Genomic DNA, 17,181 nt, shown 5'->3' on the forward strand with positions numbered 1-17,181 from the left:
TAATGTCGATATTTACTTAAGCACGTCGCTACTACCAGCAGCGCAGACAGGATTACCATTCTGAAGGATAGGAGCAGACGGTTGGGTATTTCCAGGAGAATTTGCTCCACACAGAATGGAGACAGTAGTCTTCCCTTTGTTAGCTGCTTGGGAAACAGGTACTAAAAAGACAGCCCCGACATAGCTACGAAGATTATTGCTGCGGGCTACACCATAACTAAACGCAGCATTTTTGGTAGATATGGTTGAATAGTTATAGTTTGTTGTCTGAGTTTTAATGCCGAGGCCTAGGGCATTAACGGAATTGGAAAATGCGCCATCCTCGACGTATATTGCTTGTTGACCTTTGTTCATTGAGCTAACATATTGTTTACCTTCTGATTGCTTCGCCTTGCCACCACAACCGACAAAAGAAGGGAGGGCGATCGCACCAACTATTATGCTGCCCAGAGGAAAGTAAATAAAAGTGATCCTCAGTAAGATTCCTACCCATGATTTACGTTTTTTGTCAGGGAGAATATTTTTTTCTGAATATTCCGCTTTTTTATCGAGTGCATCGAGTTGAGGGTTTGTCTTAAGCTGCATGGTTGTTCTCGATACTGCTTGTTTGTTGAGTGCATCGAGTTGAGGATTTTTTTTAAGCTGCATGGTAGTTGTCAAAATGTGTTAGCAGAGTAGTTTTCAAGTGATTGACATACTCCCCAGCGTAAACACATGGGGATTCTATAGCAATCCTAAATCATTCTCATAATTATTGTAGGGGCAATCCCCCCGTGGTTGCCCTATAGATAGGGGGTAGGCACGGGGAGTAGGGGTAGCACTACCCCTACAAATTTATCTGAATCATTTAGGATTGCTATAGAGTCAAACAGCGAGTGCAGGCGTAGCTTGTCTAATATCGCCTAATCGAACAGTCGATGCCAAGAAAAACAAGCAAGTTATTTTTAGCGTCGTTTTCATCCAGTCCATTGAGTGCGGTGGGGCTTGCAAACCTCACCTACTGCGCCTTGCTTCTACTCTATTTTTATTAAATCACGTGCCTATTTGAGAAGTTGAGTGAGTTCTCATCGACTTCTCATCGACTTTTCTGGGACTTACGCAACACACACCTGTGACAGAAACCGGGTTTCTGGCCAAGACTTGGCAATCAACCTGAGATTTTTCCTCAGAAACCCGGTTTCTCTGGAGTTATCCCAGGGTTAGAAACCGGGTTTCTGGCCAAGACTTGGCAATCAACCTGAGATTTTTCCTCAGAAACCCGGTTTCTCTGGGCTTATAGCCGATCGCCAAAATACTCCTGATACAACCGACATCTCGGAATGCAATGATTTCCATCCAATTTCACCAACCCCATACTATTTAACTTAAACCCCAATTCTGACCTCAATCTAACTGGCTGGGAAACACTAACAATTTCTCTCATCGCCTCCATTAATTCCGAATATTTCTCTAAATTCCATAAATGGCGCCGCAAATGATCGCTGTAAATTCCCGCTTCAGTTGCAGATTCTTTCACTAACCGATCTAAAGTCACATCTTGACGCGAAATATGATACATTCCTAGCCGCACTAAATAAGGATTTCCGCCCACTAACCCCATCAATTCTGCAACTTCATTCCCACTCCAATTCAAGCCGTGCCGTTTAGCCAAATCTTGCACTTGCTGCGAATTAAACTCAGGTAATTCAATCGGTAAACCCACATTAAAAGGAGATTTATTCACATCCAGCGGGATATAAACTTCTGTGGAATGCACCACAATCAAACGAAACTTTTTCCAAATATCTCGCCGTTTTGCTTCTTCGTGCAAAGCTCGCAATAAGCCAAAAAAATCATCAGCAATTTCCGGTGATTCAAACAGGCGATCGCTCTCATCCAAGCCTAACGTCAGAGGTTTTGAGGATTCAGACAGCAAATACTGTTCAAAATAAGCCTTGCAGCACTGATTGCTGCCAATCAAATCGGCTAATTCCCAACACTTGGGCAACTGCTCCAGCATTCCTAACTCTTGACCGATGCTAGCACAAAACCACTGCAAAAATGTATCTGAATTAGCGAATATTTTCCGATTTGCTAGCTGAAAACTGAGCGCTACCGTGCGAGAACCTTGCGCTTCTGCGTGATGCAAAATCCTCGCCATCAAGGAAGTTTTGCCCATTTGTCTGGGTGCTTTTATGCGGATCAGGGCTCCCGGTTGGGCGATCGTCTCGTAACAGCGGGATTCGATCGGAGGGCGATCGATATAAAAACAAGAAGTGAGTTCAACTTGTCCTCCCGGCAATTCTGGCGGCGCGGCTGGCAGGGGTTGACTTATTGACTGTTTGGTGCTAGTAATTACTTGCCATTCTACAGCCAATTCATGATCGGCAGTTAACGATGTGCGACCTTCTTTGATAATGGTTAAAATTTGTGATATTAACTTAAATGAGTCGCCAACACCGCGCCACAGCCAGGGCTGAATTCCTGCTAAATAGCTCAGTAAATCAAAAGAAAGCGGTGTATTTAATTCAACTAAAATCGGTAAAATTGCGGGTTTATGAGCAGTTAGATTGTGCAATTCCTTGGCTAGCTGCACTTGTTCCAATATCATTTCGCTCGCGGCCGATTCTTCGGAAATCAGCAACAGCAAATAATCGCAACGCTTTAAATATGAGCCTGAGTCGCTGCTGTTGTTAATAAAAAAGACCTCGTGGCCTCCCGCACTCAAAGCTTGGTGTAACTGCTGAGCAAGGGTTTTGTGTGAGGTCGATCGGACGTTGGCTAAGCCCTCGAAGAGGATCGCCACTTTTGCCCTCACCAGCACTACCTCCTCTGGCTCTGAATTCGCCTCAAAATCGGCTATATCGCGCCATTCCTGCCCCAATCCGCGACAAATTTCGATGAAATTGGCATAATCCACAGGTTTGCCATTCAGAAAATGGCTGACAGTAGATTGGGCCATCCCTAAATCCTCAGCCAGGATTTTCTGACTGGGGAAGCCATTTCTCAGGAGACAGGATTTAACTGCGCGAATGCACTCTTCGCGCACCCTTAGCGATCGTGGCATTGCTTATCACAATCAAAACACTGAAACCATCATAAATGCCAACCGCCCCTAAAGTCGATGAAAAGTCGATGAAAAGTCGATGAATTTTCAAATAACTCAGTCGCCAACTCAAATAGCCACCTGATTAGATTAGAAATAACAAGGTTGAATCCCATCAAAACGAGGTAAAAGCATTGTGTATTCTATCCTAATTTGGTCGCTGGCCTCAGCCACTAATCAACCAGGTTTCGCCTTCACCCCGCCCCTATTCTGGTTGCTGCTCGGAGTTGTGCTTAGTGCGATGGAGCTATTAATCATCAAAACTCAGCCCCAAAAATACAGATTTTACCTGCTAATGATGGGAGCTTCGGCTGTAATTGAATCATTTATTTTGTGGAGAGGTTCGGTAGCATTTCAATTTAGTTGGGCGAACATAATGTATGAAGATTTTGACTGGCAAATCTTCTACTGGATGGGGATAGCTCTCGCGCTGAGCATCTGGATTAGACCAATTTTTATTGTTCGCAAAAAGTTTGTCATTCCCGAAGCAACGGAAGCGACAACAATCTCCGAAATTTTCCCCGGAGAAACCGGAATGGTGATTTATGAAGGGGCTTCGTGGAAAGCCCGCAATGAAGATTCCCAAGGGGCGATCGCACCCAGACAAAAAGTTTATGTTTTGCGCCGCGAAGGAAACACGCTGATTGTTGTACCTGACAGATTAATTCACATCAACAGCTAAATCTCAGCTCTTTTATGACTCGGCGATTGAAATCGCTTCTACACAAACAAAGTCCGCCTTCGCGGACTAAGAAATCACCATCAACTGTCAACTGTCAACTATCAACTGTCAACTATTTACCAGGAGATTCACTATGTATCACTATTTTTTGACGGTATTGCTTGCCATCACCGGAGTATCCTTAGCCAGCAGCGTAAAAATTGTCCGTCAAGGAGATGAGGCGTTAGTGGAAATTTTCGGAAAGTACGATCGAAAAAAACTCGAACCGGGTATAACCTTTTTGATTCCCTTTGTCGAGCAAGTCGCCTATAAACAAACTCTGCGCGAGCAAATTTTAAGGCTGTCACCGCAAGAATGCACAACGCGCGATCGGGTTGCCGTCACCGTTGATTTTATTGTGTACTGGCGAATCATTGACTTAGAAAAAGCGTCCTACAAGGTGCAGAATCTCAAGGAAGCGATGTTAAATATGCTGATTCTTTCAATTCGGACTCACCTTGCTAAATTATCTGTCGAGGAACTCTACACGGCTCGACATGAGATTAATAATGCTTTAGTGGAAGAGTTGGATACAACGACAGATCCTTGGGGTGTGAAGTTTACGAGGGTGGAATTGCGCGATTTTGCGATCGGCAGTAAAGTCGTTCAGCCCACATCCATTGACCGGAAAGAAGTACAAAAGCTGCGAGCTTAGAGATTAGTATTTCCTCGTTTTCCTCGTTACCAGGCTCTTCCTGGTAACGCAGTTCCAGAGGCTCTGCCTCGCCGACTTTAATTCGCATTGTATATACCATTTAAGGAGACAACACCATGACTAACAATCAAGAATCAATAGTTCGCAATGCAGCTTGTCGCGGTTGTGGATGCTTATTACTTATAGCCGGTATTGGAGTATTGAATGGGATAGCTCTGCCATTTTATCTAAATAATACCAATAGAAGCAAGCAGTCAGAAGCAAAACAGTATGTTAGCTCAATGAACAAAGCTCAGCAAGCATATTTTGCCGAAAAAAGTGTTTTTTCTACTTCTGTTAATGCTTTGGAACTTGGGATAAAAACGGAGACAACAAATTACAAGTATTCACTTCGCGCCACAAAGCAAACTGCTTTTAATTATGGAGTCTCCAAGCAACTACAACTTAAGAGTTATGTCGGCGGTGTCTTTCGAGTTCCTGTTAAAAAAGTTGAACCCAATGCTGCTAAAGATGGAATAACAACAATATCCATATTCTGCCAAGCTGATTCTCCCGGTACAATTAAACCAGCGGAACCCACCTATGAAAAGGGTAAAATTGATTGTGGTCAAGGCACAAGACAAGTGACTAAATAATCTAACTCTACGCAATATAATGACAGTCGATTACTAATATCAAATCGGCTTTCAGTTGAGATTTACCGGACTAAAGTCTTTACTACAAACAGGGAGGATACAAAACTATGAGTCAACAACATTCTAAATCAGCTAGCCTTGCATCGAATGTTGGTGGATGCTTAGTGCTTTTAATCATGATTGGAGTATTTGTTTTGCTGGTTAGACCATCATTTCTGAAGAAGGTTAGGAACATAAAGCAAGCGGAAGCCAGAGACTATGTTAGATCAATCAACAAAGGTCAGCAAGCCTATTTGGCAGAAAAAAGTGTTTTTAGCACTTCTGTTAAGGCTTTAGGAATTGGCATTAAAACCGAGACAGAAAATTACAAATATTCCCTTGTGACCACAAAAAAAGCAACATTTAATTATGGATCTTCAAAGCAAAAAGACCTTAAAAGCTATGTCGGTGGTGTCTTTGTAATTCCTGCTAAAGAAGTTGAGCCAAATGCTGCTCAAGAGGAAATAACCACAACATCCATATTGTGCCAAGCTGATTTTTCCGGTACAATTAAACCAGCAGAACCAATTTATCAAAATGGTAAAATTGCTTGCGGTAAAGACACAACACAAGTGACCAGATAATCTAACTAGAAGGAAGATAATGACAGTCGATTACCAATATCAAATCGACATTCAATTGCAGGGCTGTTTCATTCTCTTGTAGGGGCAATCCCCCCGTGGTTGCCCCGATATCTGAAACCCCTGTAGGGGCAATGCCCCCACGCGCGGCGAAGCTATCCCGTAGGGAATCGCCCTCGTCTATGGGCTGGGCGGGCACGGGGGCACCGCCCCTACAAAACCCTGGTTTTTCTGAGAATGAAACAGCCCTGCATTCAATTGAGATGTCTAGAACTCAAATTATTACTACAAATACTCAGGAGATAATACCATGAAAACACAAAATTATAAATCAAAGAAGCCCGGATTAAGTGGTTGTAAAAACCTTCTAGTTTTCATGTTGATTGCACCGACTATTTCGATGTCTTTAATCTGGATTTCTAATTTTATGGATATGAAGTATGGCGAGTTCAGTCGGAAGGCTCACCAGGCAAAGAATTCTGAAGCTAAAGCGTATATTGGCTCAATTAACAAAGGTCAGCAAGCCTATTTTGCCAAAAAAAGCACTTTTACCACTTCTCTTGATGCTTTAGAAATTGGTTTAAAAGCCGAGACCGAGACATCCCACTTTAAATATTCAGCCCACACGACTAAAAAAGCAGTGTTTAATTATGCATTATGTAAGGATAAATCTCTTAAAAATTATGTTGGCGGTGTCTTTGTAGTTCTTGGTAAAAATAAAACAAACACAATATCCATATTGTGCGGAGCTGATTCTCCCGGTACAATTAAACCAGCAGAACCAACTTATCAAAATGGCAAGCTGATTTGCGGTAAAGGCACAACAGAAGTGACCAAATAATCTAACTCTAGGGCGGATAATCACAGCCGATTACGAGTTAAAATCGCCCTTTAATTCACTTTTTAAGGACTAAAGTCCTTACTACAAACAGAGAGGATACAATACCATGAGTCAACAACATTATAAGTCAAATAGTATTGCATATAAAGGTTACGGATGCTTATTGCTTTTGATGTTATTTGGAATAATTGTTGCGATCGAGCGGCCATCATTTCTGCGTCAGGCTGGGAAGGCAAAGCAAGTGGAACCAAAACAGTATGTAAGGTCAATGAACAGAGTTCAGCACGCTCACTTTGCCGAAAAAGGTGCTTTTGCCACTTCTGTTAATGCTTTAGAAATGGGCATCAAAACAGAAACCGCCAACTGCAAATATTCAGTGATCGCTACTAAAAAAACAGCATTTAATTATGGGTTATCCAAGAAAAAAGACTTGAAAAGCTGTGTCGGCGGTGTCTTTGTAGTTCATGAGAAAGAAGTTCTTCCAAATGTTGTTAAAGATGAAATAATAACAATATCCATATTGTGCCAATCAGATTCTCCCGGTACAATTGAACCAGCGGAACCAACTTATCAAAATGGCAAGCTTATTTGCGGTCAAGGCACAACAGAAGTGACAAAATAATTTAATTATAGGCTAGATCATGACAGTCGATTACCAATATCAAATCGGCGGCAGTCTCCCGCAAAATGCACCTACTTATGTAGTGCGACAAGCTGACTCAGAACTTTATCAAGCCCTCAAAGCTGGAGAGTTTTGTTACGTGCTCAATTCCCGACAAATGGGCAAATCCAGTTTGCTGGTGCGAACTGTACAAAAGCTCTCGGCTGATGGCATTGCCTGTGCTACGATCGACCTTTCGGACATTGGAAACCAGCAAGTCTCTCTAGATAAGTGGTACGGCGGCGTCGCTTACAAACTCTTGTGCAGCTTCAACCTGTTTAACCCCGTCGAGTTTATGGCTTGGTGGCGGGAGAGAGAGTTGATGTCGCCGGTGCAGCGCTTAGGAGAGTTAATTGAAGAATTGCTGCTGGTCAAAATTTCTCAAAACCTGGTCATTTTTATTGATGAAATTGATAGCGTCCTGAGTTTCCAAGAACCGCTAGACGATTTTTTTGCATTAATTAGATGTTGCTACAATAAACGCGCTCACAATTCAGAATACCAGCGCATTACATTTGCTTTGCTGGGAGTAGCTACGCCATCGGATTTAATTAGCGATGCAACTCGCACCCCCTTTAATATCGGCTTACCTATTGAATTGCACGGTTTTAACTTACAGGAAGCTCTGCCTTTAGCAAAGGGATTTGAGGGAAAAGTAGAGAATCCTCAAGAAGTTTTAAAAGAGATTTTGGACTGGACGGGAGGGCAGCCATTTTTGACTCAAAAGCTTTGCAAGCTGATTTTGCACCATGTAAAAAGCTTAGCGTCCGCTTCTATTATATCAGATTCAACGGATGAAAGCAAAACTGAAAATTTTACTCCAAATCAATTATTAATTAGCGAGATAGTGCAATCTCATATTATTGATAATTGGGAATCATCCGATGAACCGGTACACATCAAAACAATTCGCGATCGCCTTCTCAGAAGTCCGCACCGCGCCAGTAGGTTATTAGGACTATATCAAAAAATATTGCCACCCTGCGATCCCCCCCAACCCCCCTTAATAAGGGGGGCTGTTTCATTCTCTTGTAGGGGCAATCCCCCCGTGGTTGCCCCGATATCTGAAACCCCGACCCGCTCGTCTATGGGCTGGGCGGGCACGGGGGCACCGCCCCTACAAAACCCTGGTTTTTCTGAGAATGAAACAGCTCTGCCCTTAATAAGGGGGGAGAAAATGCCAGAATTACCCTTGTTAAGGGGGGCAGGGGGGATCTGCGCCGATGATACTCCCGAACAAACCGAACAGCAACTGAGTGGAAATCAGCAACCTTCAGAACCCCCCGATTGTAGGGGCGGTGCCCCCGTGCCCGCCCTGGTAGAGGGAATCTGGGCGGATGATACTCCCGAACAAACAGAATTGCGGCTGAGCGGATTAGTAGTAAAACGAGCGGGGAAATTAACCGTATCCAACCGCATTTACGCAGCTATATTCAGCCATAACTGGGTAGAAAAAGCACTTGGCGACTTGCGCCCCTATGCTGAATCCCTAACAGCATGGATAGCTACAAATTGTCAAGACGAATCTCGCTTGTTGCGCGGTCAAGCACTGGAAGATGCCCGACAGTGGGCGGCAAATAAAAGCTTGAACACCCAAGATTATCAATTTTTAGGTGCAAGTCAAGAAGCGGAATTTGCCAAATTGCGCGATCGCGAAAAACAAACTCAAGCTGAAATTGAACAACTGCGCCGCGAAAAAAAGTTACTAGAGGAACTAAGCGAGGCACAAAAGCAGAAAAAAGTGATTGCAGCTAAACTTTGGCGCGAGCAACAACTGAGAGTGCAAACAGTTACAGGAGCCGCAGTCATATTAATATCAATCCTGATAGTAAATTTTTGGGTAAAACCGTCCATCGAAGAAAGAAACCACAAAATTCTCACTCTCAGTTTGCTATCAGAAACGCTATTTGCTGCGGATAAAAAAGACGAAGCTCTGCTAGAAAGCATCAGAGCTGTTACAGAAATGAAACGATCGCTCGGAGTGAGTTCAGATATTCAGATGCGAGTGGCGATCGCCCTCGAACAGGCAGTTTACAACTTTCGGGAACGCCGCCGCTTGCAGACTCAAGCCAGTACCCTTGCTTTCGCGAGTTTCAGTCCCGACAGTCAAACAATTGTGACTGCTACCGATGATAATTATATCAAACTTTGGCAAAATAATGGAACTTTGCAAGCAACATTGACCGGGCATACTGATAAAATTATCAGGGCAATTTTCAGTCCTAGCGGTCAGATAATTGTCTCTGCAAGCGACGACCAAACTCTCAAAATTTGGCAAAGAGATGGCAAATTGATTCATGATTTAAAAGGACACCGCAGTCAAATAACAAGCGTTTCTTTTAGTCCAGATGGTAAAATCATTGCTTCAGCAAGTGCCGATGGAACAGTTAAACTCTGGAAAATAAACGGTGAAAAATTGTTAAGTTTAAAAGTGGAGCGAGGTTGGATAACCAGCACGAGTTTTAGCCCAGACGGCCAGATAATTGCTGCGGCTGCTACTGATGGCACTGTTAAACTTTGGAGTTTGAGAAAGATTGTGGAAAAGTTGCAAAAACAGCAGTCAATTGAAGCAAGCACCGATATCAAATTGCTCAGAACTTTACAGATTGAAAGTGATAAAATAATGAGTGTAGCTTTCAGTCCAGACGGAGCAATGCTGGCGACTGCAAGTGCTGGGGGAACTGCGAGAATTTGGAGCAAAGACGGCACACCGCTAAGTATTTTCAAGCATACAAGTGGAGTGACAAATATCAGCTTTAGTCCCGACAGTCAAATGTTGCTATCTGCAAGCACAGACAAAATGGTGAGGCTGTGGAACATTGACGGTACATTGCTCAAAACTTTAAAAGGTAATAAGGATGCTGTTTGGAGTGCGAGTTTTAGTCCAGACGGCAAGGCGATCGCTAGTGCTAGTGCTGACGGTACGGTGATGCTGTGGAATTTTAATCTAGACGATTTGTTGATGCAGGGTTGCGATGGAGCCCGCAATTATTTTCAGACAAATCCGATCGCCAATCCAAACAATCGCCACCTCTGCGACGGGATTGGAACTGAGTTGGGACTCACGCAAAAAAAACCTGGTTAAAATTCAAAATCTTAAGTTTTGCAGCAAAGTATCTAGGCAAAAACAGGCTTTTTGAGATCCTCTGCGTCTAGGGCTGATATCGTTAAAATTGGTAGCAGCTAATAGGTAATAGGTCAGCCCGATCGGTGTATTCAACTTTAGAACAAAAGTACCAGCGCCTGCAAAAAGACTTAAGAAACGGAGTCCTCGCCCTTGGCGGCATTTTTTGCACGGGTACTCTCTGGTATTGGCAAGTGGAAAGATGGTCTTTGCTAGATGCCGCTTACATGACAGTAATTACCTTAGCAACTGTCGGCTACGGTGAACTTCAGCCCCTCGGTCAACGCGGGCGAATGTTTACCATATGGCTGATTTTGATGGGCGTGATTGTGATTGGTTTCATCGTCAACCGCTTTACAGAAGCGCTGATTGAAGGATATTTTCAAGAAGGAGCAAGAATTAGGCAGCAGCGACGATTGGTAGATTCTTTGATCGGGCATTACATTCTCTGCGGTTTTGGGCGCACTGGCCGCCAAATTGCCTTGGAATTTCAGGCCGAATATATCTCTTTTGTGGTGATAGATTCGGCGGTGCAGTCGGTTGAGGCAGCTTTGGCACTGGGGTACACGGCTGTCCAAGGAGACGCGACTTTGGACGAAATTTTGCTGAGTGTGGGGATCGATCGCGCAATTTGCATAGTAGCAGCTTTGCCTTCAGATGCCGAGAATTTATACACTGTCCTGTCAGCGAAAACTCTGAATCCGAAGGTACGGGCGATCGCCCGCGCCACCACAGAAGAAGCGGTAAAGAAGTTGCAGCGGGGCGGCGCCGATGCCGTAGTATCCCCCTACATTACCGGGGGAAAACGCATGGCTGCGGCGGCTTTGCGACCTCAAGTTATGGATTTTTTAGACGGTGTTTTGACGGGCACCGACAGTTCTTTTTACATGGAAGAATTTCTGGTCGATCCCAATAGTTGTGTCTACGTAGGGCAAACTTTGAGAAATGCCAAGTTGCGATCGCAATCGGGGGCCTTGGTTTTAGCGGTGCGGCGCGCTGGCGGGACTTTGATTGTCGGGCCTACTGGAGAAACTGCGATCGAAGGAGGAGATATGCTGATTTGTTTGGGTACTGCTGAACAACTGCGAACTCTCAATCAAATCCTCAGTCCCCTGAGTTTTCGCATCCCCCGGCCCCCAAAGTAATACGATGCCCGGTTTCTAGTCAGGAATGTAAGTCCTCTGTTGACTGTTGACTGTTGACTGTTAATTGTTGACTGTTGACTGTTGACTGTAGAAGGAGGGGTCGAAAAACTGAATTGTTGAGTGTTAAATGTTGACTCGACTTTATTATTCCAATGCAACCGGAAACGATAGGATATCAAATCCGTTGGCATCGTCCTGTATTCATCTCTCTCTTCCCTTTCTCTGTATCCTCTGTGTCCTCTGCGGTTTCACCATTCCGATACAACCGGAATTGATATGACAACTGACTGTTTGGACATTTGAACAATACCGATGCAACCGGAAACGATATGATTTAAAAAATTCACCATCTCCACCACACCAGGATTTAGGGCCAATAAAAATGCTCTCGGCTACTTGACCCAGAGCATTTTTGAGCAGTTAAACTGCGTTTTGCTACAGATTTGCAACAATCATAGACAAGTCATAGACAAAAATCGCTGAAACCTAAAGCCGATGGTGGGATTTGAACCCACGACCGTTCGATTACGAATCGAATACTCTACCCCTGAGCTACATCGGCACAGACAATTTTGAATTATAGCACAACCTAAGCGAAAAAAGCAACGAGTTGTAGAATTTAATTCAAAATTCCACAACTCCTAGCTCACCAACAGTTCACACGGTCACTTCCGTGTCAGTTGAGCCGCCTCTGGCCCCGGAATAAACTAAACCCCGCTGCATATCCAGCGTCAGCATAGTTCCGTCCCGAATTACCCGCGTGGCATTCTTTACGCCCACCATCACCGGCACGCCCAAGCGCAAACCGATAATCGCCGCGTGAGAAGTCAAACTGTCCTCCTCCGTCACCACACCTGCAGCTTTCCGAATCATCTCCACAAAAGCGACGCTTGTGTGTTCCACTACCAAAATTTCTCCAGGGTGGAAATTGCCTACATCCGCAGCCGTGCGAGCAACCCTGGCCAGGCCACTCACCGATCCCAAACCGACACCGGTGCCTTTGCCTAAAACTGCTGTCACTACTTCAACTTTGATCAAATCCGTCGATCCGGCAACCCCTTGCAGAGTACCGGCGGTCATCACCACTAAATCTCCGTCGCACACTAACTCTTTTTCCTGGGCGACTGTCATGGCAGAGTGAAATGTCTGGCCGGTGGAGGGCAAATCCAGCACCAGCAAGGGTTTTACTCCCCATACTAATTGCAGTTGTCGGGCTACGTCTACGTGAGGAGTAACTGCCAAAATCGGAGTTTTCGGTCGGAACTTCGAGACATTTCGGGCTGTGGCGCCGGTTTTGGTCAGCGTCATGATGGCAGCGGCGTTCAATTGTTCGGAGATTTGGCTGACTGCTTGGCTGATGCCGTTGGGGATCGATCGACCAATATCTTCTACATTCCTAATATTCCGCTTAATTCCTTCCCTCTCCATCCGCACCGCAATTCTCGCCATCGTCGCCACCGCTTCGACGGGGAACTTGCCGACAGCAGTTTCATTCGAGAGCATCACTGCATCTGTTCCGTCAAGAATCGCGTTTGCCACGTCGGAAATCTCGGCGCGGGTGGGACGGGGATTACTTACCATGCTGTCGAGCATCTGGGTAGCGGTAATTACCGGAATACCCAGGCGGTTGGAGGTAGCAATCAGCCGCTTTTGCAAAATCGGCACGTCTTCGGCGGGCAGTTCCACTCCCAAATCGCCGCGGGCGACCATCACGCCGTTGCAAAGGGTGAGGATTTCCTCCATTTGTTCGATCGCCTCGTGCTTTTCGATCTTGGCAATCACCGGTACTTGCTTGCCCGCACTGGCAATGAGCTCTTTAATTTCGAGCACATCTTGGGGATTCCGCACAAAGCTCAGGGCCACCCAATCGACACCTTGGTCGAGGCCGAACATTAAATCTTTGCGGTCTTTATCAGTCAGCGCTTTAATTGACAGGTAAACTCCCGGAAAATTGACGCCTTTGTTGTTGGAAAGTGGCCCGCCGACTACGACGCGACAGTACAATTCCCGCGCCGCGCGGTCTACTTTTTCGACCAGCATTTCCACTTTGCCGTCGTCAAGCAGAATCACTGCTCCCTCTGGAACTTCGTCTGCTAGGGGGTCGTAGGTGACGGAAGAAATGAGTTCGGTGCCGGGAACTTGGCGACTGGTGAGAATGAAAGGATCGCCGTTTTTGACAACTATAGAGCCTGTCTCAAAGCGCCCTAAACGAATTTTCGGGCCTTGGAGGTCTTGGAGGATGGCTACCGGCTGGTTGAGTTCAAAGGATGTTTGCCGGATTAAGCGAATGCTGCGCTGGTGGTCTTCTTCTGTTCCGTGGGAAAAGTTGAGTCGCAAAGTTGTGGCACCGGCTTCTATAAGCTGGCGCAGCACTTGTGGGTCCGAAGTTGCTGGGCCAATGGTGGCGACGATTTTAGTCCGGCGTAGGGCTTTTGGCAATTGCATCAGCGGTGTTCTGGGGAGGCAGGTGGATTTCTTGTTTAAATTTCGGCTAACGTTTCATCTTTGCACTACAAGCAATGACGCTAGTCTCAAGTCTTAAAAATTTTGATAGTCGTCAAAAAAGCAGGTATTGAACAATATATAGAATATCTGACTTTTTACCGATCGGTAATTTTTTCTTGGGGAGCGCTCTTTTTTGCAAATTTTTCCGCTCTCAGGCTTGACATAAATACAGACATACCCATTCATTTTATTTGGTCTGCTGAGCTGTTTTGGCTAATCTAGGACTGGTATCCTTGTACAACAGCAATACTTTGCTGTTTGTGCAGAGGCTTGTGTCTGGCGATCGAACTCTGTTCTTTCATGCCTTTAGCCCTGAGTCCCTGACCAAAAAATTGGGACACAAGCCCCGTCCTTTTAGGACGGCTTTTCCTGATTTCTAATATACTCCTTCAAAACTTCTAAGGGCGCACCCCCTACAGAAATGGCAAAATAGCTAGGACTCCACAAAGCTTCTTTATGGGGTTTTTCGTGTCCAGCTTGTCCATAACGACGACTGGACACACCCTTCAATGCGTTAACTATTTGAGAAATAGACAATTTAGGCGGATACTCGATCAGCACATGAACGTGATCGCCTTCGCCATTGAACTCTAGCACTTGAAAGTTCATTTTTTGGGCTACGTCTCGAAACGATTTTTCAATCAAATCAATACTTTCGGCCGTGAATACAGACCGACGGTATTTTGTCACGCAGACCAAGTGTAGTTTAAGTTCTGTAACAGAATGGCGTTCAAGGCGGTAAATAGTTGTCATTGCTTGCAAACCAATTTATAATAAAACCTACTGACCAATATTCAGTATAACCATGAAGGCGAGATTCAAGTACAGATTTTATCCGACAAATCAACAGCAGCAGAGCTTGGCTCAGTTGTTTGGTTGCGTTCGGGTAATCTGGAACGATAGTCTAGCTCTCTGTAAACAGTGTGAAAAAAAGCCAAGTTCGGCCGAACTGCAAAAAATCGTAATAACCCAAGCGAAAAAAACTGAAGAAAGAGCTTGGTTGAGCGAAGTTTCTAATATTCCTCTACAGCAGTCTGTAGCGGACTTGGAAGCAGCTTTTAAGAACTTCTTTAACTCCTGCAAAGGAAAGCGGAAAGGTCGTAAGGTTGGTTATCCTAAATTCAAGAAAAGAACAAATAGCCAGTCGGCACGATTTAGGATTGGAGGTTTTTCTCTAAAAAATGGCGGTGTTTATTTAGCCAAGATTGGTATTGTCAAACCAATATGGTCAAGACCCCTACCGTCTGAACCTAGCTCCGTCACAGTAATCAAAGATTGTGCAAATCGTTATTTCCTAAGTTTTGTTGTAGAAGTTCAACCAATTCAATCTGAGGCCCAAAACCCAAGTATCGGAATTGATTTAGGGATTAAAACTTTGGCGGTGATGAGCAATGGTGAAAATGCCCAAAGCCCTAACTATAAGAATTTAGACCGAAAAATCCGCAAACTCCAGCGCAAAGAGGCTCGCCAACCAAAAGACTCTAAAAGGAGAAATGTAACCCGAATTAAGATTGCTAAATTGCACAACCGCATGGCCGATACCCGCAAAAATTTCCTACATAATTTATCAACTAAAGTAGTTAACGAAAACCAAGTGATTATTTTGGAAGATTTAAACGTGTCAGGGATGGTAAAAAATCGGAAACTCTCAAGGGCAATTAGTCAGCAAGGGTGGAGGGAGTTTAGGACTTTCTGTGAATCTAAGTCTGAGAAGTTTGGTAGAGAGTTCCAAATAATTAGCAGGTGGGAGCCTACTAGCCAAGTTTGTGCGGACTGTGGTTTTAAATGGGGTAAAATCGATTTGTCTGTTCGTTCAGTGCTTTGTCTAAGTTGTGGTACTGAGCAAGATAGAGATAAAAATGCTTCGAGAATCATAGAAAAAGTCGGGATGGGGAATCGCCACGACTCAAAACGGGCGCAGAGGGATTGTCAGACTACCAACGGTTAGCAGAACCCTATGAAGCGTCAAGAATCACCGCGCCTTCAGCCCGGTGAGTATTTCAAAAAACTTTACTATTGTCTGGCTTGTATCTTATACTACGCAAGTGTGAAATATTAAGGAGTCTTAACAAAGATGTCGGAGGCAGGACGGCCGCTGACAGTGCCGAAAGAGTTTCTGAGTCCTCCCGGTGACTTTAATCCGACACTGCTGCTGTTTTTGAGTGCAGTAGCGATTCTCGTGATTTCTAACTTGGGTTTCTGGTGCTGGGGATGGCCGCAGTGGTGCTGTTTTTCGCTGAACGTGTTGGCTTTGCACATGGCTGGAACTGTGATTCACGATGCGTCTCACAATGCTGCCCATCGCGATCGCACGATCAATGCTATTTTGGGACACGGTAGCGCGCTGATGTTGGGTTTTGCTTTCCCGGTGTTTACGCGGGTACATATGCAGCATCACGCCCACGTTAATGACCCAGATAACGATCCAGACCATTATGTTTCGACCGGCGGGCCTTTGTGGTTGATTGCTGCGAGGTTTTTTTACCACGAGATTTTCTTTTTTAAGCGCAAACTGTGGCGGAAATACGAATTATTGGAATGGTTTTTCAGCCGTTTGTTTGTGATTGCGATCGTGTATATCTCGATTCAATACGGCCATTTAGATTACGTCCTGAATTTTTGGTTTTCTCCGGCTTTGGTGGTGGGGTTGGCGTTGGGGTTATTTTTTGATTATTTGCCGCACCGTCCATTTCACGATCGCGATCGTTGGAAAAATGCCAGAGTATATCCTAGTCCTATTCTAAATATCTTGATTTTGGGGCAGAATTATCATCTGATTCATCACTTGTGGCCTTCTATTCCTTGGTACAATTACAAGCCTGCTTATGAGGCTGTGAAGCCGCTGTTGGATGAGAAAGGTTCTCCTCAAACTTTGGGAATATTGGAAGGGAAAAAGGACTTTTGGAGTTTTATATATGACATTTTTTTAGGGATTAGGCTGCATCACAAGAAAGCGTCTGATTGACAAAAAACCCGGTTTCTTTGAGAGGCCGGGTTTTTTTTGTATGGCAGAAGGAAGAAGGCAAATGCAATTGCGGGTAATGGTTTGAGTAGGGAAACGGTACTGCCTTTGGTGGTGTCAACTTCAGCTTTTAGTCCGCCACTCCTCCTACCCGACACTCCGCCAGGGAATGAATTCCCTGTCTCATAGCTAAAGTCCTCTCGAAGAGGACTGAAGAACTCATTAGT

At 44.7% G+C, this 17,181-nt stretch carries 15 protein-coding genes and 1 tRNA gene; 10 read left to right on the forward strand and 6 right to left on the reverse strand.

Annotated elements, in window-relative coordinates; all coding sequences use genetic code 11:
* Positions 1–12: 12 nt before the first annotated feature.
* Complete coding sequence (locus QUB12_RS11765) at positions 13–648, reverse strand: type IV pilin-like G/H family protein (RefSeq protein ID WP_333141959.1); 636 nt, start codon at positions 646–648, stop codon at positions 13–15.
* Positions 649–1,273: 625 nt separating this feature from the next.
* Positions 1,274–3,046, reverse strand: a complete 1,773-nt coding sequence (locus QUB12_RS11770) for an AAA-like domain-containing protein (protein WP_333141960.1) — start codon at positions 3,044–3,046, stop codon at positions 1,274–1,276.
* A 175-nt stretch (positions 3,047–3,221) separates the two neighbouring features.
* Here QUB12_RS11770 and QUB12_RS11775 point away from each other — a divergent pair, with 175 nt between their 5' ends.
* From QUB12_RS11775 to QUB12_RS11810, 8 genes are all read left to right on the forward strand, one after another.
* Positions 3,222–3,767, forward strand: coding sequence for an NfeD family protein (locus tag QUB12_RS11775; protein WP_333141961.1), 546 nt, complete (start codon positions 3,222–3,224; stop codon positions 3,765–3,767).
* Between the two features lie 133 nt (positions 3,768–3,900).
* Positions 3,901–4,461, forward strand: a complete 561-nt coding sequence (locus QUB12_RS11780; protein ID WP_333141962.1) for an SPFH domain-containing protein — start codon at positions 3,901–3,903, stop codon at positions 4,459–4,461.
* A 116-nt stretch (positions 4,462–4,577) separates the two neighbouring features.
* Positions 4,578–5,096 carry a type IV pilin-like G/H family protein gene (locus tag QUB12_RS11785; protein ID WP_333141963.1) on the forward strand — a complete coding sequence of 173 codons (519 nt, stop codon included), beginning with the start codon at positions 4,578–4,580 and terminating at the stop codon, positions 5,094–5,096.
* A 107-nt stretch (positions 5,097–5,203) separates the two neighbouring features.
* The gene (locus QUB12_RS11790; RefSeq protein ID WP_333141964.1) at positions 5,204–5,719 is read left to right on the forward strand and encodes a type IV pilin-like G/H family protein; all 516 of its coding nucleotides are present in this window, start codon (positions 5,204–5,206) and stop codon (positions 5,717–5,719) included.
* A gap of 307 nt (positions 5,720–6,026) precedes the next feature.
* Complete coding sequence (locus QUB12_RS11795) at positions 6,027–6,557, forward strand: type IV pilin-like G/H family protein (RefSeq protein ID WP_333141965.1); 531 nt, start codon at positions 6,027–6,029, stop codon at positions 6,555–6,557.
* Between the two features lie 106 nt (positions 6,558–6,663).
* A complete protein-coding gene (locus tag QUB12_RS11800; protein WP_333306840.1) occupies positions 6,664–7,179 on the forward strand; it encodes a type IV pilin-like G/H family protein in 516 nt (171 codons plus the stop codon).
* Between the two features lie 19 nt (positions 7,180–7,198).
* Entirely contained in the window at positions 7,199–10,303 is a 3,105-nt protein-coding gene (locus tag QUB12_RS11805) for an AAA-like domain-containing protein (protein ID WP_333141967.1), read from the forward strand.
* A gap of 125 nt (positions 10,304–10,428) precedes the next feature.
* Complete coding sequence (locus QUB12_RS11810; RefSeq protein ID WP_333306842.1) at positions 10,429–11,487, forward strand: potassium channel protein; 1,059 nt, start codon at positions 10,429–10,431, stop codon at positions 11,485–11,487.
* 490 nt (positions 11,488–11,977) lie between these two features.
* Here the strand turns inward: QUB12_RS11810 and QUB12_RS11815 are convergent.
* From QUB12_RS11815 to tnpA, 4 genes are all read right to left on the reverse strand, one after another.
* Positions 11,978–12,049: transfer RNA gene (locus QUB12_RS11815), tRNA-Thr, on the reverse strand.
* A gap of 95 nt (positions 12,050–12,144) precedes the next feature.
* Positions 12,145–13,932, reverse strand: a complete 1,788-nt coding sequence (gene pyk / locus QUB12_RS11820; protein WP_333306844.1) for a pyruvate kinase — start codon at positions 13,930–13,932, stop codon at positions 12,145–12,147.
* 278 nt (positions 13,933–14,210) lie between these two features.
* Positions 14,211–14,333 carry a hypothetical protein gene (locus tag QUB12_RS11825; RefSeq protein WP_333306847.1) on the reverse strand — a complete coding sequence of 41 codons (123 nt, stop codon included), beginning with the start codon at positions 14,331–14,333 and terminating at the stop codon, positions 14,211–14,213.
* Positions 14,334–14,346: 13 nt separating this feature from the next.
* Positions 14,347–14,745 (reverse strand): IS200/IS605 family transposase, encoded by a 399-nt coding sequence (gene tnpA, locus QUB12_RS11830; RefSeq protein WP_333306849.1) that lies wholly within the window; start codon positions 14,743–14,745, stop codon positions 14,347–14,349.
* A gap of 52 nt (positions 14,746–14,797) precedes the next feature.
* Here tnpA and QUB12_RS11835 point away from each other — a divergent pair, with 52 nt between their 5' ends.
* Complete coding sequence (locus QUB12_RS11835) at positions 14,798–15,940, forward strand: transposase (protein ID WP_333306851.1); 1,143 nt, start codon at positions 14,798–14,800, stop codon at positions 15,938–15,940.
* 126 nt (positions 15,941–16,066) lie between these two features.
* Positions 16,067–16,957, forward strand: a complete 891-nt coding sequence (gene crtR, locus QUB12_RS11840) for a beta-carotene hydroxylase (RefSeq protein WP_333306853.1) — start codon at positions 16,067–16,069, stop codon at positions 16,955–16,957.
* The last annotated feature ends 224 nt before the right edge of the window (positions 16,958–17,181 follow it).

This window comes from Microcoleus sp. B7-D4 (genome assembly GCF_036705125.1).
In the GTDB taxonomy this organism is placed as follows: domain Bacteria; phylum Cyanobacteriota; class Cyanobacteriia; order Cyanobacteriales; family Microcoleaceae; genus Microcoleus.

Coding starts and splice junctions, on each gene's coding strand:
- pyk (WP_333306844.1), bottom strand. CDS start 13,932: ATGCAATTGCCAAAAGCCCTACGCCGGACTAAAATCGTCGCCACCATT.
- QUB12_RS11770 (WP_333141960.1), bottom strand. CDS start 3,046: ATGCCACGATCGCTAAGGGTGCGCGAAGAGTGCATTCGCGCAGTTAAA.
- crtR (WP_333306853.1), top strand. CDS start 16,067: ATGTCGGAGGCAGGACGGCCGCTGACAGTGCCGAAAGAGTTTCTGAGT.
- QUB12_RS11765 (WP_333141959.1), bottom strand. CDS start 648: ATGCAGCTTAAAAAAAATCCTCAACTCGATGCACTCAACAAACAAGCA.
- QUB12_RS11835 (WP_333306851.1), top strand. CDS start 14,798: ATGAAGGCGAGATTCAAGTACAGATTTTATCCGACAAATCAACAGCAG.
- QUB12_RS11795 (WP_333141965.1), top strand. CDS start 6,027: ATGAAAACACAAAATTATAAATCAAAGAAGCCCGGATTAAGTGGTTGT.
- QUB12_RS11780 (WP_333141962.1), top strand. CDS start 3,901: ATGTATCACTATTTTTTGACGGTATTGCTTGCCATCACCGGAGTATCC.
- QUB12_RS11805 (WP_333141967.1), top strand. CDS start 7,199: ATGACAGTCGATTACCAATATCAAATCGGCGGCAGTCTCCCGCAAAAT.
- tnpA (WP_333306849.1), bottom strand. CDS start 14,745: ATGACAACTATTTACCGCCTTGAACGCCATTCTGTTACAGAACTTAAA.
- QUB12_RS11785 (WP_333141963.1), top strand. CDS start 4,578: ATGACTAACAATCAAGAATCAATAGTTCGCAATGCAGCTTGTCGCGGT.
- QUB12_RS11790 (WP_333141964.1), top strand. CDS start 5,204: ATGAGTCAACAACATTCTAAATCAGCTAGCCTTGCATCGAATGTTGGT.
- QUB12_RS11800 (WP_333306840.1), top strand. CDS start 6,664: ATGAGTCAACAACATTATAAGTCAAATAGTATTGCATATAAAGGTTAC.